Below are 22,446 nucleotides of genomic sequence, written 5' to 3'. Positions count from 1 at the left end.
AGAAAAGTGAATTAGCACAAAGCAAATTATAAGAAGTAAGAAAAATAAGGAAAAATCATGAAAAATTTTACAAAGGTTATCTCGAAAACCTTGCTAACTGCTGCGTTAGCGATTACGTCGCATGCGAGTTTGGCGACCATACTAACTGTTGAAGTTGCTGACCAAGCATATCAAGTGGGCGACTTGGTTACGGCTGACATTGTGATTTCAGATATTGAACAATTGGCTGGTAGCCCAGTGGAAGTTGCCTCTTTTAGTTTAGACTTTTTGTTTGACAGCAATGAGGTTACAAATGCTCAAGTGACATTTGGTAATTTACTCGATCTTGGCGTTATTGGTTCTAGTCAGTCAGATGTTAATAATGGAGATTCATTAACCATTGACGAAGTATCGCTTGAAAGTCCTTTTGATTTGTTTTTTGAGCAAAACCTAGTGTCTTCGTTTGTATTAGCGTCTGTTCAATTCGAGTTAACCAGCACAGGTAATGTGGACTTTTCGCTGGCCAATGTAAGCTTAACTGACGGCTTTGGCACATCGGGCGTTTTTGCCCCTGCATCACTTGATTTGCGCGGTGCAAGCTTCGCTGTCAGTAGCGCTCAAGTACCTTTACCAGCAAGCGCGGCATTAATGTTATTGCCGTTACTGTTTCTTGTGAGAAAGCGCGATAGCTAGTTGTTATTGCATATGCGTAAGTAAGACTCACACTTCAAACCGTTATGGTTTAGCCCCTGCATTTTGGGGCTTTTTTATACCCAACTTATTCATTATCAATAGCTAGCTTATGTTAGTGACTTTAGACCTTTTTCTTCATTAATAAAGTATCGCTTCCCCAATACCCGCGCAGTCAGCAGTTTTCTCAAAATGATGTAAACAGCACAAATAAATTTTATTGCAATATTTAACAGTTCTACTGGGTCTTACATTGCAACTGTTTATAAGCTTACAATTGATATGGCCAATGTCTTACATTTTGTATGTGAATAAACCAAAGCCAAGTTTAGTTAATCCAGATCAAAGTTCACTGAATTAATACAATTTGCGCGTATTTTTTGAAAAAAAAATAGGCTTTAATAAGCCGTTTTATAATGCTAGCGCAAACCAATAAAAGTCTATAAATAACAATCACTAGCAGCATAAGTTAAGAATTTTGGCCGAGCAGGCCAGTTTTGTATTTCATTCAGTTTTTCATTCAATCAAGAGGTGTGAATGAGTAATGAGTAAAGAACAACGTTTTTCTGAGCAAGATATCTTGCTTTCAACCACCGACCTAAACAGTCATATCAAGTATGCTAATGATAGTTTTTGTAACATTGCGGGCTATGAATTAGATGAAATGATCGGTCAGCCGCACAATATGGTGCGTCACCCTGATATGCCAAAAGCTGCATTTAAGAATTTGTGGTCATATATTAAAGATGGCAAACCTTGGATGGGGCTTGTTAAGAATCGCTGTAAAAATGGCGATTATTATTGGGTTAACGCCTATGTTACGCCAATTAAAAACGAAAAAGGTGAAGTCTACGAGTACCAGTCAGTGCGTACCGCACCCGATCGTGATGCTGTTGCCCGTGCTGAAAAGCTTTACCAGCAACTTAACGAGGGTAAATCACCAGTTCAGTTAACAGCACAGCTTGATGCGACACTTGTTTTTCAAATCATCGCAGCATTAATGAGTGTGTTGTCCATCACGTCATTAGTGTTGGAACCTACTAGCGTACTTGCGTGGATCATGAGTATTTTGGCAACGTCTGGCTGCTTTTTATTTGGTTTGTGGCGAAAGCGCTATAAAACTGTGGTTAATCGCGCGAAGCAAACGTTTGATAACCCGTTAATGAACCTCGTTTATTCTGGTATTAACAGCGACTTAAGCTGTGTTGATTTAGCATTGAGAATGCAGAAAGCTGAATTAAGGGCGGTTGTTGGCCGAGTTGCGGATGACTCTGGAAAAATAGCAGAAAGCGCAGTTGAATCTGCTGAACGAGGCAGTGGTATCGCGCAAATACTGTCGAGTCAAAAATCAGAGACAGAACAAGTAGCCACGGCTATTCACCAAATGTCGTGTACCGTGCAAGAAATTGCAGAGGTCGTTGCCAACGGTGCCAATGTTGCTCAACAAGGCTTAGTCATCAACGATCAAGGTCAACAAGTTGTCACTAATATGGTGGCAGCAATTAGTGAGCTATCTGCGCAGCTAGGTAATGTTGACAGCGCCATTAGCCGTTTAATCACTGGCAGTCGAACGATTGAAACCGTGTTAAGCGAGATCAGTAGTATTGCTGATCAAACGAATTTATTGGCATTAAACGCTGCTATCGAAGCTGCTCGCGCCGGTGAACAAGGTCGAGGTTTTGCGGTAGTTGCTGAAGAAGTTCGCGCATTGGCAATGCGTTCGCAGCAGTCTACTGACGAGATTGCTAAGTTGTTGGCACAGCTTAGGGAAGAATCAGATGCTGCGACCAATGCTATGGTGAAAGGCAATGACTTGTCAGCAAACTGTGTCGACCTTGCCAATGACACTGGCACTGCGCTAGCTCAGCTTAATTCCGAAGTTACTGAATTGGCCAATATCAGCGCGCAAATAGCAACGGCTGTTGAAGAGCAATCTGTAGTTGCTGAGCAAATTAACCAAAACGTGTCCACTATCTCGCAAATGTCGAGCGAAAGTGAACAACACGGTAGGGAAGCCGTGAGTTTAAGTGAAATCCTGCTTGACAGATTAAACGATCAAAAGAGTTTAGTTGCTCAGTTTAACGGCTAGCCAATAAACTTTATTCTAACTAACACGCTTATTACTCGTTATAAGCGTGTTAGTTAGCTTATAAGTTGTCCTCTTGTTTATTAAAGGTAATTTGTTTATTAACGGTAATCTCATATCCACCTCAACCTCAACCATTGCCGTTACAGACTTCTACTTTAAACAACTCTCCTAACTATCAAATACTTATTTAATATTAAGTGGTGTCGCTGCCTACTTTGGCAATGTTGCTAAATATGTCGGCAAATATGTCTAAGTATGTCGAGTGATTACCAAGCGTTTCTCGTACGTCATTTATCGTATTAAAGTTGAATTTCATCCTATCCTTACTAGCGATAAACAATTGAGTTGTTAGCTTTTAGTCATGATTTATTGATATTGACTTATCCTTTTACAGCAACGGCTTGATGCAACTGCCAATTGATAATCAATAATTAAGGCAGTGCAAAACAGCACGGCGAGGCTGTAGATGCGGGGAGTCAAAGGGATCAAAGGGAATAGTACTGAAATGAAACTTACCTCCACCGCGCTGAAAAGTCCGGCTGCTGTATCAGTAGCTGTTGCGTTTATCTTACTTGTTGGTTTACTTAGCCTAGTTAAACTGCCAATCCAATTGTTTCCAGACATTGAACGACCTCGTATCGCTATTCAAACATTTTGGCGTGCCGCTTCGCCGCAAGAAATTGAGTCAGAAATTATAGAGCCGCAAGAGCGCGTACTAAGAGGTATTCCGGGCTTGCACTCCATGAATGCATTTGCCAATCGCGGCAATGCTTTTATTAATTTGGAGTTTGGCGTCGAAACCGACATGGATCAAACGCTTATTGAGGTAATCAGCCGCATGACGCGTGTTCAAAACCAACCACGAGATGCGCGCCCGCCAAGGGTTATGCTCGGTGGCTTTGGTGGTGGTACGCCTGCATTGACCTTCTTTTTCTTGCAAGCCTTGCCCGGTAATCCAGAGCCCATTGATAATTACATTGATTACGCCAGCGAAGTGGTAAAACCACGAATTGAGGCAGTGCAAGGGGTTGCGGGTGTGCAATTATTTGCTGATCGCAATCGGGAAGAGCTACAAATTCGCTTTGATCCAATCAAAGTGGCGGAATATGGCATTCAAATCCCTCAATTAGTTTCACTAGTCACTGCCACGAATGATGTGACTGGTGGCTTTGTTGATGTCGGTCGTCGGCAGTACACATTGCGATTTAGCGGCAAATACGATGCTTCAGACCTAGCAAACCTAATACTGGAGTCGCGTAATGGTCGCAATATTCGCCTTGGCGATATTGCAACAGTAGAAGTGCGTCGACCTGACAAGTCGGAAACCGCCATCCAAAACGGCAACCCTGCGTTTTCCATGCGAATTGATCGCGCCAATGGTGCCAATGTATTAGAAACATTAAACCGTGTTAAAAACGAAATCACCTTAATCAATGAAGAGTTGCTGGCGCCGAAGCAGTTGGTGATGGTGCAATCATTTGATGCCTCAGTATTTATTTACCGCGCTATCAACTTAGTGCGTAACAACTTATTTGCCGGTGTGGTACTGTCACTATCCGTACTTTGGCTGTTTGTCCGCCGCATGCGTGCCACCTTGATCATCGCAACGGCTATTCCGATCAGTTTATTCACCACCTTTATTGTGCTGCATATTACTGGTCGTAGTCTAAACGTGATTTCACTGGCAGGTTTGGCCTTTGCGGTGGGGATGGTGTTAGATGCAGCGATAGTGGTGTTAGAAAACATTCTGCGCTTGCGCGATCAAGGTAAAGATCAGCATGAAGCGTCAGAGCTTGGCGCAAAACAAGTGTGGGGCGCGTTACTGGCATCAACCGCAACGACTGTTGCTATTTTTCTACCGGTGTTTTTCCTTAAGGATATAGAGGGGCAACTTTTTGGCGATTTAGCGCTAACCATCGCTATCGCAGTATCGGTATCTTTGCTGGTGGCAACTGTGCTGCTGCCTGTGTTAGCCAAGTATTTTCTTCGCCAACAGCAAGTGGTCGATCCAAATCAACGAGTTTGGCAATCCATTACCAACAAAGTGATGCAGGCAACGAATACTAAGCGCCGCCGCTTGACCATTGCCTTTGTCATGTTAGCACTGCCAATTGCGGTCACTTACATTGCGATGCCCAAACTAGACTATTTACCACCAGTTAAGCGTGATGCGGTCGATGCACGCTTACAATTTCCACCGGGCTCTAATGTTGACACGCTAGAGCGTGAAGTGGTGGCGAAAATCGTGGAGCGTTTACAGCCTTATATGGACGGCGAAAAAGAACCTGCGCTAAAAAATTACTACCTTTTCACTGGGCCATTCGGCGGTAATGTTGGCGTACGTGTTAAAGACCAATCGCGTGTTGATGAGCTGTTAGATATCGTGCGCAATGAAGTTCTAGTTGATTTACCAGACACCAATGCTTTCGCCTTTCAAGGCAATCTGTTCGGCGGCTTCGGTGGTGGCAGACAAGTACAAATGCGCTTGCAATCAAAAGATAATCGCGCACTGCAAGAAGCGGCTAAGCAAGGTTTAGAATTTGTTAAACAGGCCATTCCGGAAGTGAGTGTTCAAGCAAGACCAGGCGTTGAGATGGCTGAACCAGAGCTGAGACTCACACCTAACGATCGCGCTATTTTAGAGCAAGGCTGGGACCGCCGTGCACTGGGCAGTGTCGTTAGAACATTAGGTGACGGTTTATATGTCGGCGAGTACTTCAATGGTACTAAACGTATCAACATGATTTTACGCGCCGATGGTTGGGAAAACCCTGACAATTTAGGCGATGTACCTGTGGTAACTGGCAACGGTAACATTACCCAATTGTCTGAACTCGTTAGCATCGACCGTACCGTTGGGCCGACAAGGCTAACCCGCGTTGATGGCAAGCGAACCATTACGTTAAATATAAATCCGCCTCAGGGTTGGTCGTTAGAAGAGACCATCGATGCGCTAAAAAGCCAAGTAGAGTCGAAACTTGCACAAGTGATGCCGGAAGATGGCAGCATCCATTATGGCGGAAGCGCCGACCAATTGGAAAAAGCCATCGGTGTGATGAGTGAAAACTTTGCATTCGCATTGGTGATTCTATTTCTACTGATGGCTGCCTTATTCCGCTCGGTTAAAGACAGTATGCTGGTTATTATCACCATTCCGCTAGCCACTGTCGGCGGTATTTTAGCGCTGCAAACACTCAACCTTGTGGTATTCCAGCCATTAGATTTACTGACCATGATTGGCTTTGTCATATTGCTAGGCTTAGTGGTTAATAATGCCATTTTATTAGTGCATCAAACTCGCCAAGCCGAGCTAGTTGGTATGTCGCGTGATGACGCAGTTGAACAAGCGCTAATGCTGCGCTTGCGTCCAATTTTTATGAGTACAGCGACCAGCTTTTTCGGCATGTTGCCATTACTGCTTATGCCGGGTACGGGCAGTGTAATTTATCGCGGCTTGGCCTCGGTGATTGTTGGTGGCTTAGCGGTAAGCACCATTTTTACCATTATTTTATTGCCTTGTTTATTGCGTATCACTGGCCGAGATATTGCTATTAACGCGGCTTTCTTGGGCACTAATAAAGTTATTGGAAAACCAGAACAAACCCATTTAGTTGTCGTAAAGCCTGACTCTCAAACATAGTTGCAGCGCTCAGCAGTAAGTAATGCGCCATTGGGTTACACAACGAATAAAACAGAATACTAAAATATACGTACAGGAAAGGATCATGAAAAAGTCACTGTTAGCGGTTATCACTAAAACATTCTCTAAGCCAATGTCGACCGCGGCTATCATCGTGGGCTTTGCCAGCCTGTCGTTGGTATCAACAACGAGTTTGGCAGCGGAAGCGGAAAAAGCGGCGCTAGTGAGTATCGATTTTGCAAAAACTGAGCAAGTCAACCCGACCATGTGGCTACCAGCTAATGTTATCAGTCGACGTAACTCGCCATTGTCGGCTGAGCAAACTGGGCAGCTGCTATGGATTGAAGAAGTTGGCACTCAAGTAAGTGCAGGGCAAGTGATAGCGCGTCAAGACAACCGCCATTTAACACTGCGTTTGGCACAGCAACAAGCGGAACTTAAACAGTATCAAGCGGATGTTGTGTATTTAAAAAAACAGCAACAGCGGTTATCTACGCTAAACCAAACTAACCATACCGCACTAAGTGAATTAGAACGTACAGTTAAAGACTTAGCGGTGGCAATTAACGAGGTTGACGCGACAAAACTGGCAATGGAACAAACGAAGCTGGCGATTGAAAAATCAGAAATTAAAGCACCGTTTAGTGGCAGTATCAGCCAGCGCTTTGTTGATGAAGGGGTGTTAGTGATGAGTGGTAGCCCTGTATTGCAACTTGTTGACACTCATCACCTTGATGTAAAAATTGCTGCGCCTATCACCATCGCACCACACATTAAGGCAAACGATAAGGTCTTGGTTAAATGGCAAGATGAACTGCTAGAACTACCGGTCAGAACGTGGAGCTTAGCGGGAGATCAAGCTTCTCGAACATTCGATGTGCGCTTGCAAGCAGACGGTAGTGAGATGATGGCAGGCAGTGCGGTAACCGTCTCTCTGCCTAAAGCGGCAAGCAAGCAGGCAACGCTTGTACCTCGTGATGCTTTGGTTTTACGTGAGCAAGAAACCTTTATTATGAAAATTGACGGTCAAGACACAGCACAAAAAATCAGCGTATTAGTTGGCCAAGGAATTGGTCAATGGATTTCTGTAACCGGTAATGTAAAGGCTGGTGACGAAGTTATTATTCGCGGTGGCGAGCGTTTGCAAGCAGGGCAAAAAGTACGTCGTGATGAGGCATTAACGCAAGTGGCTGCAGTTAACCAATAGGGTTAATCGCGTTAAACCGACAAACCTTAAGCTAAAACCGCTATACACTGACAAGTTCGCGTGATTTACTGTTTACCTCTCTGGAGATAAAGGCATAAACGCCATACCTTATGCAACAGTTAAACGAGTAAGCGGAAAGTGTTATGAAGAAGTTGGTGGTATTGTCTGGCGCTGGGATGAGCGCAGAAAGTGGTTTAAAAACCTTCCGCGATGCTGATGGCTTGTGGGAAGGTCACGATGTGATGGAAGTGGCAAGTATTGAAGGCTGGCAGCAAAATCCTGCATTAGTATTGGATTTTTACAATCAACGCCGTCGCCAATTACTTACTGCGCAACCCAATATTGGACATCAATTATTAGCTGATTTAGAGCAGCATTTTGATGTTTCAATTATTACCCAAAACGTTGATGATTTGCACGAAAGGGCAGGTAGCCAAAATGTCATTCACCTACATGGGCAATTATTAGAGTCAAAGAGCTGCATTGATGATGACCTTATCTATCCATGTCACCAAGATATCGAACTTGGGCAAACCTGTGAGCGTGGCAGCCAGTTAAGACCTAATATTGTCTGGTTCGGTGAAATGGTGCCTATGCTTGAACTCGCAGCCAAACTTGTTGCTCAGGCTGATATATTGGTGATTATTGGAACGTCAATGCAGGTATACCCCGCAGCAAGTCTAGCAAACTTCGCGCCCGTTGATACGCCCATTTATTACATCGATCCTAAACCCGCGATTAATGAGGCGGTGCAGCAATTAACTAATTTAGTGGTAATTTCTGAGACAGCGAGTCAAGGCTTAGCATCGCTCAAAGAGAAGTTTCTGGAAATATAAATACATTTATCTTGCTAGCCAAACTTATTGTCAGGTATGGCTTAGGGACACTTTTGGTATGAGTTATCGCCGCTCGCAAATAAAGACTGCCAAATTAGCTTGGTACTTTTGATAGCTTGTAAATCGCGCAGCAAGCTCGGGCGATAAGTTGGCTGTTATTGAGTTCTTGTCAACTAATGAAAAGCCGCAACTGACGTAAAATTGCGTTAAATGAGGCTCAGCAAAGCATACAATATGATCAACCTCTAGGCTGCAATGTTTCAGTGCATGCTTGGTAAGCTTTTTACCCAACCCCATACCGCGATAGCTTTGGCTTACAACGAGCCCATGTAGCAATGCTTGTTTGTTGCCTTGCCTTAATTGGCTGATGATAACGCTGCCAATAATATTTTTAGACGGGTTATGGTGCAGGTGATTAGGTGATTCGGCAGAGCTGTTTTCGCTGGCAACAAATGCTTGGTCGTAACCTTTAAATTTCGCGCTGTAGTTTTGGTTGCGGTAAAAGCGTTTAATGTCTTTTTTATTCGCTTCAGCGCTAAAGCTTATGTGGTTATCTTGCATTCTATGGTGCTAGTGGACTGTTCAAAGAGTTTAGGCTGGAAATGGCGTTTCACATTGCCAGCATATTTCAAACGCTGCGCCATTTTGCTCTTTGCAATTCGGACAAAACCAGTCTTCTCGTTGACCTTGGCGTTTAGCATCAGCAATCAACGTTTGTGCTTTGCTGAGCTGGCTATCATTTACCAGCCATAATTCTGGCCACGCATCTACAGCAGCTAATTCACCAACACCGCCACTGGCAAATTCATTCTTTAAGATAACTTCGATGCCTGCCATAGCCAGCAAGTTTTGAATATTAGCAACGACAACTGGGTTTTCATGGGTGTAGATCAGCAATTAATCCTCCTGAATGGCTCGATATTTATTCAGTACCGCTTGCGGTATTTCGGGTGATTCTAATGCGAGAGAGTCCATTTTGTCTTTAATTTTATTTAATGATTCTTTGGCCGCTGCCATAGATTCTTCACATGTTATGTTGATGGTTTCTAGAGACCGTCTGACATCGCCATATCGTGCACCCGCCATACGGTGGCGCTCAGCTCGCTGGCTCAGTTTAAGAAAGGTTTGCAACCCTGCCAATATAGCCACCAATAAACTTAAAACTCCAGAGATACTCTTGGCAACTTCTTGTGATAACACTTTAGATATTGCTTCAATAGGCACGATTACCTCAGCGCTACCTATCAAGGCCGAGAGCACAATAACTGGAATACCAAGCTGTAAAAATCGCCTCTCATAAAGATTACCAGAGTCATAGTGTGCATTCTGCACTCGTACTACGCGAGTGTGCCATTCGTCGATAACTCGATGTGTTTCGCTGCTGATGTCCATAATTTTGTATCAAGCTAGGGCGTGTACAAATAATTATGGCAGGAGATATAAAAAAGGCAGACTTTAGTCGTCTGCCCTTGGTATCAGTTGATTTGCTGTAGGTTTATACGCGCAATGCTTTCTCACCGCGGCCAATGCCAACGCAACCTGAGCGAACTGATTCGATGACTTCGGTTTCATTCGACACCGCACTAATAAAGGCATCAAGCTTTTCAGCATCACCAGTGACTTGCACTGTGTATACTTGCTTGCCGATATCAACGATATTGCCACGGAAAATATCCGCAATACGTTTGATTTCAGTGCGTGTTTTGTCGTTCATTGCTAATAGCTTAATAAGTAGTAATTCACGCTCAACATGGCTGCGCTCTGTTAAGTCAGTAATCTTGATCACGTCGATGAGCTTGTTTACCTGCTTCACGATTTGCTCTAAAACACGATCATCGCCAGAAGTGGCAATGGTAATGCGCGATAAACTTTCGTCTTCTGTTGGTGCTACAGTTAAGCTTTCAATGTTAAATGCACGTTGTGAGAAAAGGCCAACAATGCGCGACAAGCTGCCAGGTTCGTTCTCAAGTAAAATGGCTAAAATACGACGCATTATGCTTTCTCTCCTTTTTTGATCCACATCTCATCAACTGCGCCGTGACGCACCTGCATTGGATAAACATGTTCTTTTTCGTCAACAAGTACATCAACGAACACTAGGCGATTACGAGTTTCAAACGCTTCTGTTAATTTTTCGTTTAATTCGCTTAAGTGGTTAATTTGAATACCAACATGACCATAAGATTCTGCTAATTTCACAAAATCAGGTAGCGACTCCATGTATGAAGACGAATGGCGACCACCGTAAATCATATCTTGCCACTGTCGCACCATACCCAGTGAACGGTTATTTAATGACACAATCACCACAGGTAAGTTGTACTGTAAACAAGTCGATAATTCTTGAATGTTCATTTGGACAGAGCCATCACCAGTAATACAGATTACATGGCTGTCTGGGAAGGCCAATTTTGCGCCCATTGCTGCAGGCAAACCAAAGCCCATAGTACCTAGGCCGCCAGAATTAATCCATTGTCTGGGTTTGGCAAATGGGTAGTATTGCGCGGCAAACATTTGGTGCTGACCAACATCAGAACAAACGTAAGCTTCGCCTTTGGTAATCTCGTACATGGCTTCAACCACTTGTTGTGGTTTAATTTTGTCGCCATCAACAGGAGCTTGGTAACTAAAGCTATTAACACTGCGCCATTCTTCGATTTGCTTCCACCAGCTTGCTAATGCCGCTTCATTGCGCTCATAACCTATGGCATCCATTTCTTCCATCAGTTGAGTCATTACATTGTCAACTAAGCCAACCACTGGGATATGGGCATTGATGGTTTTTGAGATTGACGTTGGATCAACATCAACATGGATAATTGTTGCGTTAGGGCAGAACTTTTGTACGTTATTTGTCACGCGATCATCAAAGCGGGCACCAAGCGCTAAAATAACATCAGCGTTTGCCATTGCTTTGTTGGCTTCCAAACTACCGTGCATGCCAAGCATACCTAGAAAGTTAGGGTGAATACCGGAAATACCGCCAAGTCCCATTAAGGTATTGGTGATCGGGGCATTTAATCGCTCAACCAAGGTTGTTAATTGCTCAGAAGCATCGGCTAAAACAATACCACCACCTGTGTAAACCACTAAGCGCTCTGCATTAGCAATGGTTTTCACTGCTTTCTTAATTTGCTTAGGGTGGCCTTTTACGGTTGGGCTGTAAGAGCGCAACTTTACATCGGTATCGATATGGAATTCGCCCTTGTTTTGCGGGATCAGCATATCTTTTGGTAGCTCAACCACAACTGGGCCCGGGCGACCTGAGTTGGCAATATAAAAAGCCTTGGCAATGATGTTTGGAATATCTTCTAATTTACGGCAGTTAAAGCTGTGTTTCACAATTGGGCGGGAACAACCAACAATATCGGTTTCTTGGAAGGCATCATCACCAATTAGGCTGGTGGCTACTTGACCAGCTAATACCACCATTGGAATTGAATCCATGTAGGCTGTTGCGATACCTGTCACACAGTTTGTTGCGCCAGGGCCTGAAGTGGCTAAAACCACACCAACTTCACCAGTGGCTCGGGTATAGCCGTCTGCCATGTGAGTGGCGGCTTGTTCGTGTCGTACCAGAATATGCTCAACATCATCCTGATTGAAAATTGCGTCATAAATATCAAGTACTGAACCACCCGGATAGCCAAAAATGTATTTGACCTTAAGTGCTGATAGTGCCTTGACCACCATTTCAGCGCCGGTATATAGCTCCTTCGTCATTGTCTCGCCCTTAATATGTTCTGAATTAATAAAAAACCCCCGGTCTGTGCAGAGCGGGGGTTTTTTGGTGTTTAAACTATGTCTTTCCTACGAATAGCACCAGCCCCGCTGTGGCTTGACAACCACGACGACCACGAGACGTACGATGAGGATAAATGCTGATTTCACGTTAACAAAAAGTTGCATAGCTGATTAAGTTGCCACCATTTTTAAGGGGTTCACGGTCCTTTGTCAACCATTAATTACAATAATCTCGAATTAATAAAAACTGCTCATTGTTGAGCTCTTGACAAGGGTTTTCTGCGTAATAACCACTATAAATGATAGTGATTAAACTCTTGGTGATATGAGCCTCACCAATTAACGTTCTAGTTAATTTTAATCGGTCAGTTTAAGGTAATGATTTTTAGTGGTAAATTAGCTTCATACCAGTGAGTGGATGAGCCAAAGATAATATAGACACACGAAACTAGAAAGCACTATTGGTTGTCTAAGGTCTAGTTTAATGTGGGTTCTTGTCGTAAATAGGATGCAAGTTATGAAAATAGTTAAACAAGTGATGTTAGTCGCACTAGTAGCAGGTTTAGCGGGCTGCGCCAGTACATACAAAGCAAAGGTCAATTTTGACAAAAATGAACAAGTGAGCACGGCAGACTATAAAACTTTCGCATGGCTGAAAGAGTCGAAAATTTTAGCTGCACCGGCCGATATCAACCCAGTAATGAAAGTGCGCGTTGATGAAGCTATTGAACGAGCATTTATTGCGAAAGGTTACACTATGGTTGAATCAGCTCAAAATGCTGACTTCACTGTTTCTTATACTGTTGGCAGTCGAGACAAAGTACGTGTTGATAGCTTCCCAACTGCTTATCGAGCTGGATGGGGCTGGGGGCGCGGCTACTATGGTGGTTACCATGGCGGTGTTGTGGTTGGTACAGACACGCATGTTCGAAACTACACTGAAGGTAAATTAGCGATTGATGTATTTGACGTCAAAACGAAGCAGCCTACTTGGCATGGCTGGGCAGTAAAACGTATGACGCGCGCTGACAATGACGATTCAATGGCAACAATCAAAACGGTTGTAGACGAAGTCGTCGCCAACTTCAATTAACGAACGTTGTTAGCAATTACGCAGGCTTGATATGTTTAAGCCTAGTACTATACAAAAGCGACAACTAAGGTACAAAAGCGCCAACTAAGGCGCTTTTTTTATGCCACTAGAATAATTGATGAAAAAGCTAATGTTGTTGAGAAAAGCGCAATAAAAGTGTCGAAAACATAAATAAGAGGGCGAATTTTCCTTAAGTTTTTGGCAAAAATATGCCAGTGTATAGAACATAAGAACGATAAATAGAAGTACCAAATTCAAGTTATGGATAAGTTTATATTTAAGGATGAACCGGAAGAAAATAAGGGATTAACAACGGCAAAGACCGATAAATATTGGCGCATCCTTATTGTTGATGACGATGAGTCGGTGCATCAGGTCACTAATCTGGTCCTTGCAGATGCAGAAATTGAAGGGCGTAAGTTACAGCTCGTTTCCGCTTATTCCAGTGAACAAGCTCGAAAACTGCTCAAAGACGATGATAGTTTTGCCTTAGCCTTTGTTGATGTTGTAATGGAAACAGACCATGCTGGGCTTGAATTGGTGGAATGGATTCGCGACGAACTGAAAAATCAGGCGATACGCCTTATTTTGCGTACTGGCCAAGCGGGTAGTGCACCAGAAGCCAAAGTTATTAAAGACTTTGATATTAACGATTACAAAGAAAAAACCGACTTTACCTCAGGTAAAATGATCACTAGCGTTTATGCTGGTATTCGCGCCTACCGCGACATTATGACCATTCAACGCAGTTTGGATGGTTTTAAACAATTGATTACTGCCACTCACGACTTACTCAAAATTAACCAAATTCGCTCATTTGGCTCCGCTGCCTTGCAACATTTGCTATCGCTTATGAATGTTGAAAGTTCAGCACTTTATATTGCCCGAAATCATATCGACTTTGATCAATCGGCATCCAACATGATTATCGCGTGTACGGGTAAGTACATTAGCGAGTCTGACAGTTTGGAAAGTTCGGCAATTGATGAGCCTATTAAAGCCTTAATTAGTGAGACCTTCGCAAGGAAATCGCATTACAGCGATGATCAGTGTTTTATTGGCTATTACGAAACAGGCGAGTCGGGCAACAGTGCCGCCAGTGTGCTTTACATCGAGTTTGAACAAGATGCCGAACATTTTAAAACCAATCTTGCTGAGCTCTACGTTACAAATGTGGCCCTGATTCTCGAAGGTTTAACGCAGCGTCACGAAATAGAACGAACTCAAACTGAAATGTTGTATTTGGTTGGTGAAGCAATTGAAACCCGCAACCACCATATTGGTAGCCATGCCCAACGGGTTAGCTTGCTGAGTGCTTTGTTTGCACAGAAGCTTGGCTTATCCGAGCGCTTTGTGAGCGCTATTAAAATTGCTGCACCACTACATGATATTGGTAAGGTCGCCATTCCCGATCATATCTTAAACAAGCCTGATAAGCTGACTGAGGAAGAGTGGCGGGTAATGAAAACGCATGCCACGTTAGGCAGTGAAATATTGGCCCGTTCGAAAGCAAGTATTTCCCAGCTTGGCGCTCGTATTGCGCACTATCAGCACGAAAACTGGGACGGCTCTGGCTACCCTGAAGGCTTGCAAGGGGAAGAAATTCCAGTAGAGGCACGTATTGCCGCAATAGCTAACGTCTTTGATACCTTAGGCAATGATCGTTGTTATAGTAAAAAGTGGCAAATGGACGAAATTAAAGATCACATTGCAGCCCAGCGTGGCCTTCAATTTGAGCCTAGGTTAGTGGATATTCTATTTGCTAATTTTGGTGAATTCGCTGCGATTCGTCAGCAATTTCCAGAAACAGAGTAAGCCAAAGGTATGTTACTAATAGTCGATAAAGCCATAGCGTAGATACGCTCAAAGCTGAGCTAAAAGAAAAGGCAATATGAATAGCTCATATTGCCTTTTTTGCATGTGCCTTTTTATTGTAATGAGTTATACCAATTGAATTAATTAATTGATCAATTCAGAGCGCTGTCAGCGGTGGGAGAACAAACCAAATTTTTGTTGATATAGTTATTCTACATCTCATCAATTTGGTGCAGTTATCGCGACGCTGACACGCTCCCAAAGGGCGAGTTTAAAAGGCTCATATGCGGCGTTATTGATTTTGACAAGGGAGCGACCATTCTCTGCAATCAATGCCTTGCCTCTGAGCCTTTTAATTCTCGCTGAATGATTAAGTACTTATTTCAATTGGTATTAAAGCAACAGGGATTAATCTGCATTCACCACTTTTAATTGCATAGGCGCTTCAGTCATTTCATCAATTTCAGTTTCACCGCGATGATCTTTGGCCAACCAATGATATAAAATGGGCAGCACAATCAAGGTAAAGAAAGTACCAATCAGCATACCTGCTACCAGAATAATTCCGATGCTATTACGCGCTTCTGCACCTGCGCCAGTTACTAACACTAGTGGGAAATGACCAAGTACCGTTGCCGCTGTCGTCATTAAGATAGGGCGTAAGCGGGTGCTGGCGGCTGATTTTACTGCGTTAAGCTTATTGGCTCCTTGCAACTGCATATGGTTGGCAAACTCAACAATTAATATGCCGTTTTTGGCGATCAGACCAATTAAGGTGATTAGGCCAATTTGCGAGTAGATATTCACTGAAGTTAAGCCGACAAAGGCCAACATTAACGCACCTGAAAGCGCTAGCGGGGCACAACCAAGCAACACCACTAATGGGTCTCTAAAGCTATTAAACTGAATCGTTAAGACAAAATACACTACCACCATGGAAATTAGCAGTACACCAACCATAGTATTGCCTTCTTTGCGCAGTTGACGAGACTCGCCCGCATAATCTACCGAGTAATTATTGGGAACAATATCAGCAGCAATTTGTTCAATGCTCGCGAGTCCTTGCTCTTTGGTTACATGCGGCAAAATACCAGCAAAAATACGGAATGATTTCTGTTGGTTGAAAGAACCTAATACACGCGGCGCAGTGATAGCGCGAATGCTGGCGAAGCTCGCCACGGGGACAAGCGTGCCATCGGCAGTCGCGATCTGCATATCTAACACATCTTCTGGATTAAATTTCTGCTGATTGCCAACTACTGGGATAACGCGATACGCCTTACCTTCGTTGTTAAAACGATTAACATAGTTGTTGCTCATTAACACGCTAAGCTGATCGTTTACATCCGAGAGGTTTAAACCGAGATCTGCCACTAAGGTTTTATCAATAACTAACTCAGATTGTGGCAAATCGATTTTTAAATCGGTATCAACAAACATAAAGTTACCGGATTGATAGGCTTGACCAATAATTTGCTCGGCGTAGTTACGCATCGTGCCGTAATCATCGTTAGTGCGGATTACCACTTCCACATCAAACTGGCCAGCCGTAGGCAACGCCGCTGGTAATACTGGCAATAAATTTAACTCTGAAATTTGACCGAGCTGGCCATACAGTGCTGGCAAACTTTCATGTACGCTTTGCTCTCGTTGCTCAAAGCTTGCTAGCTCAATACCACCAAAACCGGCATTTTTAGTAAGGATTTGCCAAACGAACTTACCACCGTCGGTCGCTTTTAAGGTATCAACCACTTGGTTCATATTGTTAGTGGTGTAGCTCATTGATGCTTCTGGTGGCGCTTCCACCACTACGTTAATGCTGTTTTGATCTTCCACTGGTGCCAGTTCTTTTTGCGAAAATAGGTAAAACGGCACCACTAATAAACTAAAAACAATGGCGACAAAAATGATCGGCGCTTTGAACGCGAAAATGCTATCCAGTAGTTTTAGGTACTTGGCTTGTAAGCGTTCAAAACCACCATTAACTTTCTTCGTTAAACGTCCTTCTTTACCGCCTTCTGGCGATACATAGGCACTCATCACAGGTGACAGGGTAATTGCCACTAGGCCAGAAATTAACACGGCAACCGCTAGGGTAAAGGCAAATTCGCGAAACAGATAGCCAGTCAAACCAGATAGGAAACCAATTGGTGCGTAAACGGCTGCGAGTGTGAGAGTCATGGCAATCACTGGCACTAGTAACTGGCGCGAGCTAATTAATGCAGCATTAAATCGTGATTTACCTTCCCGCATATGGCGAGCGACATTTTCTACCACGACAATAGCGTCATCAACCACTAACCCGACAGAAAGCACAATTGCTAGTATGGTCAGTAGGTTGAGGGAAAAGCCCATCAATGACATAACTGCAATCGCACCTAGAATTGAAATAGGAATAGTGATCAGTGGTACCAACGCAGTTCTAAATGAACCCATCATGGCGATGACAACAATACCGACCAGTAATACGGTTTCAATTAATGTCGTGAAAATTTCTTTAATGGCATCACGCATATACAGCGTACCGTCGTAGCCAATATCAATGCTCATGCCATCAGGTAAAGTGGCATTTACGCGCTCTAGCTTTTGATAAAGGGCATCGCCAATAGAAATTTCATTGGCACCCGGAAGTGGCCAAACCGCCAAGAAAATCGTATTTTGGTGATCTAAACGCGCAGTAACAAAGCCTTCTTCTTCGCCTAATTGAACATCGGCGATATCGCGTAGGCGAATGGTGGCACCATCCATTTCTTTGATCACTAATTGCTCGAAATCTTCAACCGTTTGTAAGGTAGTGTTGGCCAGTAAATCAATACGTTGGCGACTATTTTCACTGTAACCTAAAGTGGCAATGGTATTGTTACCTTGTAGTGCGCGCTGCACGTCGTTAGCGTTAAGGTTAAAAACCGCAAGCTTGTCGGCATCTAACCAAACGCGCATGGCTGGGTTCCTGCCACCTTCAAGAGTGACTTTTTGCACGCCGGGTATATCGCTTAATACTGGGGTGATATTACGGCTTAAATAGTCAGTGACTTGGCTGCGGGCTTTACCTTCAGCATGCACATTAAGGTAGAAAATTGCGTAAGGGCTATCAGCACGGCGCACGGAAACGGCAGGATCTTCAGCACCAGCAGGTAATTCAAAGCTGATTTGGCCAAGTCGGGTGGTCAGTTCAGCAAGGGCATCTGTGGTATCGTGATTGAGTTGTAACCACGCAGTCACTTTACTACTACCAGCTAAGGTTTGCGAGTCAACATAATCTACACCAGGTACAGTGGAAGCAACACGCTCAATCGGTTCGGTGACATAGCCTTTAACTACTTCGGCAGAAGCGCCCGTGTAGGTGGTATTAATTTCCAACGAAGCGCTTTCAATGCGCGGAAATTGCTGCACTGAGATTTTATATGCGGAATTAAGGCCAGCCAAAACAATCAGCAGCGATAGCACAATTGCGAGCGCTGGGCGGCTAACGAAAATATCCATTAGCGATGGTTTGTTTTCATGCAGAGCGCTCATTAGTTTAGCTCCACTTTGTTTCTTGGCATTTTTATGAGGGCAGCACTGAGCGAGTTGTCATCAGTCATTTCTGGATATACTAATAAACCTGGGCGCAGCTTAAACGAGCCTTCGGTGGCGATTAAGGTGCCAACTTCCAACCCAGCGAGAATTACTTGTTCATCACCCAATCGCTCGCCTAAGCTAACCACTAATTTTTGTGCACGATATGCCTTGTTATCATCTTGTACTAATTGATAGACAAACGACTCTAGTTGATTGCGAACAACGGCGGAATTTGGCACAACGACGAGTTGCTGAGCCTTTGCATTAATCGTGATTTTCACTAGCTCATTGTGGCGAAAATGGGTAGCACCATCGTTGATCTCTGCTCGGTAAATCATATGACGCGAACTCGCTTGCATTTGGGCATTTTGGCCAACGATTTTGGCTGCAAAACGCTGTGCTTCGCCGTTTTGGCCAATGGCGGTGACCACGACGGTTTCATTTAAATTTAAGCGGCGTTTGGTTTGTGGTACCTGAAAATCTACCCAAATATTAGCATCGTCACCGACGATCGTGGTAATGGTTGAATTGCTCGGTAAAAATTGGCCGACTTGATAGGTGTCTAGACCAACCACACCGGTAAACGGTGCAACAATTTGCTTTTTCGCGATAATACTTTGCAAGTTTTCTATGTTGGATTTGGCGATATCCATTTCGGCTTCGGCTAAGTCGAACTCTTGCTGGCTCACCTTATTTTGTTTCACTAAGGTGGCCATACGAGCAAAATTACTTTTACGCAGTTTTAACGTTGCTTTAGCAGAAGCAAGTTGTGCTTGCTCTTCACTGGTATTCAGTGACAGCAACAAGTCGCCTTGATTTACTTTGTCGCCGCCAGCAAAGTTCACTTGGTAAATAATACCCGGTAATTCGTTTTGCAATTGCACGATCTGCTTAGCAACGATTTGACCATTAACTTGATAGCTTGGCACATACTCGCGCGATTGGGTGATATGGGTTTTTACTGCCGCAGATGGCTCTGGGAATGCTTCAGCCATCGCCATTGCCGCTTGAATTTGTTGGAACTTGAAAAAGCCAAGCCCGCCTATGGTAGTAACGATAATCAGCAGGGCAGTTAGCCATGATTTAATATGCATTTTGTCTCTTCCTAAAAACTTTGTATTTACTATCTCAAACCAAGTTCGACTAATAAGGCACTGGCTTTCTCAATGCCTTCAGGCGTCAGCGGGGTTTGCCATTCATAGCTATTCAGTAAACGAGCAACACTTTTAACAATAAGTGAGTCGGTTGGGGTGGGTTCGCGCAAAGTGTCGGTACCTTCCGAAATCAGGCGAGTTTGTGTAACACGTTGCACATATTTGTGGCCTTCCATTAGCGCCCAACAGCTTAAATTGATTTCTTCAATCATTTGCTCTGTATTGCCATTAAGCTTTAGCTCGCCACTAAATGCTGCTTTGTGCATACATTTATTAAAAATAGCTTCACATCGCTCGTGCTTACGTAGCATGCGCTCAGTCCATAACGGGGAAGCGCGGCTAATAACGACTTCATTTGCAGCAAAACCATCAAGGTCAGTATCAAATGGGTAAACTTGCACTTTGACTGGGTCGAATAAACCAATCGCGACAATCTTCTCAGGTGTTGTTAAAGGCAGTTCGAATACCTGTTCGAACAGGTTGCTCCAGTGCTCAAATACGCGAGTAGCGAGGGCAAAGATAATGTCTTCTTTGCATTGTACATGCTTGTAGATGGAGCCCATTGAAAGTCCGGCAGCTTTGGAAATTGCCGACATGGTAAAATCTAAAACTGACGTTTCGGCAATACAATTTGCCGCCGCATTGAGAATTAATTCTTCTTGCTCTTGCGGGCTATATTTAGGTGCTGGCGCCATAAAATTCCTTAAATGTTAGCAAGCTATCAAATTAGCTTTGCCGTCGAAATTAATCATGTGTTGAGCTTAGTTTTAACTGCTCAAATTAAACGAGAACACCAAGTTGAACCTTAACCAAACTATTTTTGATTAGTGTTCGAATGGCATTCGAATGTGGTTATTTTAGTTGCTGTTGGTGATTTGTCAATTGGAAGAATTGCTTTTAAGCGCTCACCAATCACAAGAGAATAAATAAAAATTCAACTATTTTAATGAGTTAACTAATTAGCTATTAGTTGGAAAAAGTCTATCGACAATTAATAGCAAGAGTGGCTGCCACTGACAGTAAAGAAAATGCTTTAGCTTAAGCTGCAAAGGCATTAACGAAGGCAAAAGCTCAGCTTTGGGGAGACAATTATCGCTGAGCTTGTTCGGTAGGCTTGTTGGGTAGGGTAGCGGGATATTTTATTGGTAATTGGTGTTTTTACTGGTTTTGGAATTCAATTGGCTTTTATAGGTTTTCGTTAGTAGGGCAAGTAGTGCCAATAGGAAAATCAAAGCAGTTTTGGGCTCAGGGATATCGTTTGATGGTGCCGTAAATTGCAAGGCATCAATGCCAAATACGGCATTTGCATTTGATGAGGTGGTAAAGCCGGTTAAGGTAAATGAAGTTAAAGCAACGTCACTCGTGACGCCAAAGAAAGTACTGGCATTCCAAATATCGGTAACTTTTAAGGCGTCAGTTAACTCATTACCCAGGCTGTCGCCATAGTTTAGGTTGGTTGAATTGAGCTCGTTAACAAATAACCCAAAAGCAAAAACTTCGTGATTGAAATGAAACGTCACCGAGTTTCTTTCTCTCAGTGTTAGGGCGCGGTCACCTTCAGAGACTAAACTGCTGTTTGTTCTATAACGAATATAGCCTGATTCCACGTCAACAAGCTCTGAGGCATTATCGTTAAAGCCCTCAAAGGCAAGTGGTGAACTCACTGCCGACTCAAACACCTCTTGGTCGGAATAAATGATTAAGCCGGCATTAGCGCTTAAAGAAAAAAGGGTAGAGACAAATGCCAAGATAAGCAAAGAAGCAAATAACACTTTACTTGGCATTAAACAGTTAAACATCGACAACATAAGTCCCTCTATTTACGAAATCTTTAAATACAGTTATCTGAGCCACGGAATCTTTAGCTGAAGTAGCACAAGCCCCAGCAATAGCTCAGATAAAATTGATAACACTAGGGTAGCGTCAGAATGTGAGGAAAATATGAGTTTAATGAAGGTGTTAATAAAAAATGTTGCCGTTAGCGTTAAAAATAATTACGGAACGGAGGGCTAGTGATCGTCTTGTGCTAACTTATCAACACTCACAAAGCAGTGCTCTTCAAAGGTATCTAAGAAAAACGCAACTTCTGGCAATTCTTGCTTGTATTGCTCGAGCATGCCCAGCAACCGCGTTTTAACATGACTAAACTCTTTGTTGCCATAAGAAATTTCATCATTGGCTTTAAGATATGCGGAGATCAAATCAGAAGCTTTCACTAACTTTTTATAGTCGCTGTCTACTTGCGATTGCACCAGCAATGGCTTGAAGGTTTCGCGCAGTGGCTCAGGCAAGCTATGTAAACACTCAAACTCTGCCAACTCTTCTAGCTTTTTGAATTCTTTAGTTAGTGCTGGGTTATGGTATTTCGTGACATGATTAATGTCTTGCAATTTTGTTTCTGAAACTTCGTGGTAGAGCGCAATTGTGGCGGCACGCTCTGGGCTGAGCGTACCGTTGAAGTATTGATTGCGGATCACCGCTAGTAAATGGGCAATAACCGCCACTTGATGAGAATGTTCAGCGATATTTTCTTTCTTCACTGAATGCATTAATGCCCATCGCTTTATCAGCGGCATACGTAAAATCCAAGCTAAAAAAGTACTTTTTATCATCAGTTCTCTTTTCTCCGGAATTGAAA

18 protein-coding genes are annotated in these 22,446 nt (G+C 43.4%); 7 read left to right on the top strand and 11 right to left on the bottom strand.

What is annotated here, in order from left to right; genetic code table 11:
- Positions 1–57 precede the first annotated feature (57 nt).
- Entirely contained in the window at positions 58–672 is a 615-nt protein-coding gene (locus tag ACSLUR_RS14420; RefSeq protein ID WP_448555682.1) for a hypothetical protein, read from the top strand.
- A 541-nt stretch (positions 673–1,213) separates the two neighbouring features.
- The gene (locus ACSLUR_RS14415) at positions 1,214–2,758 is read left to right on the top strand and encodes a methyl-accepting chemotaxis protein (RefSeq protein WP_448555680.1); all 1,545 of its coding nucleotides are present in this window, start codon (positions 1,214–1,216) and stop codon (positions 2,756–2,758) included.
- Between the two features lie 193 nt (positions 2,759–2,951).
- Here the strand turns inward: ACSLUR_RS14415 and ACSLUR_RS14410 are convergent, their stop codons facing one another.
- Complete coding sequence (locus tag ACSLUR_RS14410; protein ID WP_448555678.1) at positions 2,952–3,074, bottom strand: hypothetical protein; 123 nt, start codon at positions 3,072–3,074, stop codon at positions 2,952–2,954.
- Positions 3,075–3,263: 189 nt separating this feature from the next.
- Between ACSLUR_RS14410 and ACSLUR_RS14405 the strand changes: the two genes are divergently transcribed.
- The 3 genes from ACSLUR_RS14405 to ACSLUR_RS14395 all read left to right on the top strand — a co-directional run bounded on the left by ACSLUR_RS14405 (position 3,264) and on the right by ACSLUR_RS14395 (position 8,441).
- A complete protein-coding gene (locus ACSLUR_RS14405; RefSeq protein WP_448555676.1) occupies positions 3,264–6,398 on the top strand; it encodes an efflux RND transporter permease subunit in 3,135 nt (1,044 codons plus the stop codon).
- Between the two features lie 85 nt (positions 6,399–6,483).
- The gene (locus ACSLUR_RS14400) at positions 6,484–7,605 is read left to right on the top strand and encodes an efflux RND transporter periplasmic adaptor subunit (protein WP_448555674.1); all 1,122 of its coding nucleotides are present in this window, start codon (positions 6,484–6,486) and stop codon (positions 7,603–7,605) included.
- A gap of 143 nt (positions 7,606–7,748) precedes the next feature.
- A complete protein-coding gene (locus tag ACSLUR_RS14395; RefSeq protein ID WP_448555672.1) occupies positions 7,749–8,441 on the top strand; it encodes an SIR2 family NAD-dependent protein deacylase in 693 nt (230 codons plus the stop codon).
- A gap of 63 nt (positions 8,442–8,504) precedes the next feature.
- Here ACSLUR_RS14395 and ACSLUR_RS14390 read toward each other — a convergent pair whose 3' ends face one another.
- The 5 genes from ACSLUR_RS14390 to ACSLUR_RS14370 all read right to left on the bottom strand — a co-directional run bounded on the left by ACSLUR_RS14390 (position 8,505) and on the right by ACSLUR_RS14370 (position 12,164).
- Positions 8,505–9,002, bottom strand: coding sequence for a GNAT family N-acetyltransferase (locus ACSLUR_RS14390; RefSeq protein ID WP_448555670.1), 498 nt, complete (start codon positions 9,000–9,002; stop codon positions 8,505–8,507).
- A gap of 30 nt (positions 9,003–9,032) precedes the next feature.
- The gene (locus ACSLUR_RS14385; protein ID WP_448555668.1) at positions 9,033–9,338 is read right to left on the bottom strand and encodes a putative signal transducing protein; all 306 of its coding nucleotides are present in this window, start codon (positions 9,336–9,338) and stop codon (positions 9,033–9,035) included.
- Entirely contained in the window at positions 9,339–9,833 is a 495-nt protein-coding gene (locus tag ACSLUR_RS14380; RefSeq protein ID WP_116000511.1) for an SLATT domain-containing protein, read from the bottom strand. It lies immediately after the preceding gene.
- A gap of 103 nt (positions 9,834–9,936) precedes the next feature.
- Positions 9,937–10,434 carry an acetolactate synthase small subunit gene (gene ilvN, locus ACSLUR_RS14375; protein WP_116000510.1) on the bottom strand — a complete coding sequence of 166 codons (498 nt, stop codon included), beginning with the start codon at positions 10,432–10,434 and terminating at the stop codon, positions 9,937–9,939.
- Positions 10,434–12,164: an acetolactate synthase 3 large subunit gene (locus ACSLUR_RS14370; RefSeq protein WP_448555665.1), complete on the bottom strand. Its 1,731-nt coding sequence runs from the start codon at positions 12,162–12,164 to the stop codon at positions 10,434–10,436. The genes ilvN and ACSLUR_RS14370 overlap by 1 nt, the downstream gene beginning before the upstream one ends.
- A gap of 538 nt (positions 12,165–12,702) precedes the next feature.
- Between ACSLUR_RS14370 and ACSLUR_RS14365 the strand changes: the two genes are divergently transcribed.
- Together ACSLUR_RS14365 and ACSLUR_RS14360 are read left to right on the top strand one after the other, a co-directional pair.
- Positions 12,703–13,278 (top strand): DUF4136 domain-containing protein, encoded by a 576-nt coding sequence (locus ACSLUR_RS14365; protein WP_448555663.1) that lies wholly within the window; start codon positions 12,703–12,705, stop codon positions 13,276–13,278.
- Between the two features lie 261 nt (positions 13,279–13,539).
- Positions 13,540–15,093 (top strand): HD domain-containing phosphohydrolase, encoded by a 1,554-nt coding sequence (locus tag ACSLUR_RS14360; protein WP_448555660.1) that lies wholly within the window; start codon positions 13,540–13,542, stop codon positions 15,091–15,093.
- A 408-nt stretch (positions 15,094–15,501) separates the two neighbouring features.
- Here ACSLUR_RS14360 and ACSLUR_RS14355 read toward each other — a convergent pair whose 3' ends face one another.
- The 5 genes from ACSLUR_RS14355 to yfbR all read right to left on the bottom strand — a co-directional run bounded on the left by ACSLUR_RS14355 (position 15,502) and on the right by yfbR (position 22,420).
- Positions 15,502–18,609 (bottom strand): efflux RND transporter permease subunit, encoded by a 3,108-nt coding sequence (locus ACSLUR_RS14355; RefSeq protein ID WP_448555658.1) that lies wholly within the window; start codon positions 18,607–18,609, stop codon positions 15,502–15,504.
- Entirely contained in the window at positions 18,609–19,748 is a 1,140-nt protein-coding gene (locus ACSLUR_RS14350; RefSeq protein ID WP_448555656.1) for an efflux RND transporter periplasmic adaptor subunit, read from the bottom strand. Before ACSLUR_RS14350 ends, ACSLUR_RS14355 begins: the two co-directional genes overlap by 1 nt.
- A gap of 29 nt (positions 19,749–19,777) precedes the next feature.
- Positions 19,778–20,503, bottom strand: a complete 726-nt coding sequence (locus ACSLUR_RS14345; RefSeq protein WP_448555654.1) for a TetR/AcrR family transcriptional regulator — start codon at positions 20,501–20,503, stop codon at positions 19,778–19,780.
- A gap of 444 nt (positions 20,504–20,947) precedes the next feature.
- Positions 20,948–21,616 carry a hypothetical protein gene (locus tag ACSLUR_RS14340; RefSeq protein WP_448555652.1) on the bottom strand — a complete coding sequence of 223 codons (669 nt, stop codon included), beginning with the start codon at positions 21,614–21,616 and terminating at the stop codon, positions 20,948–20,950.
- A gap of 201 nt (positions 21,617–21,817) precedes the next feature.
- Entirely contained in the window at positions 21,818–22,420 is a 603-nt protein-coding gene (gene yfbR, locus ACSLUR_RS14335) for a 5'-deoxynucleotidase (RefSeq protein WP_448555650.1), read from the bottom strand.
- Positions 22,421–22,446: the final 26 nt, after the last annotated feature.

The sequence above is a fragment of the Thalassotalea montiporae genome, from assembly GCF_053485855.1.
Note: the sequence above shows the minus strand (reverse complement) of the source record. Positions and strands in the feature narration are given on the sequence as shown.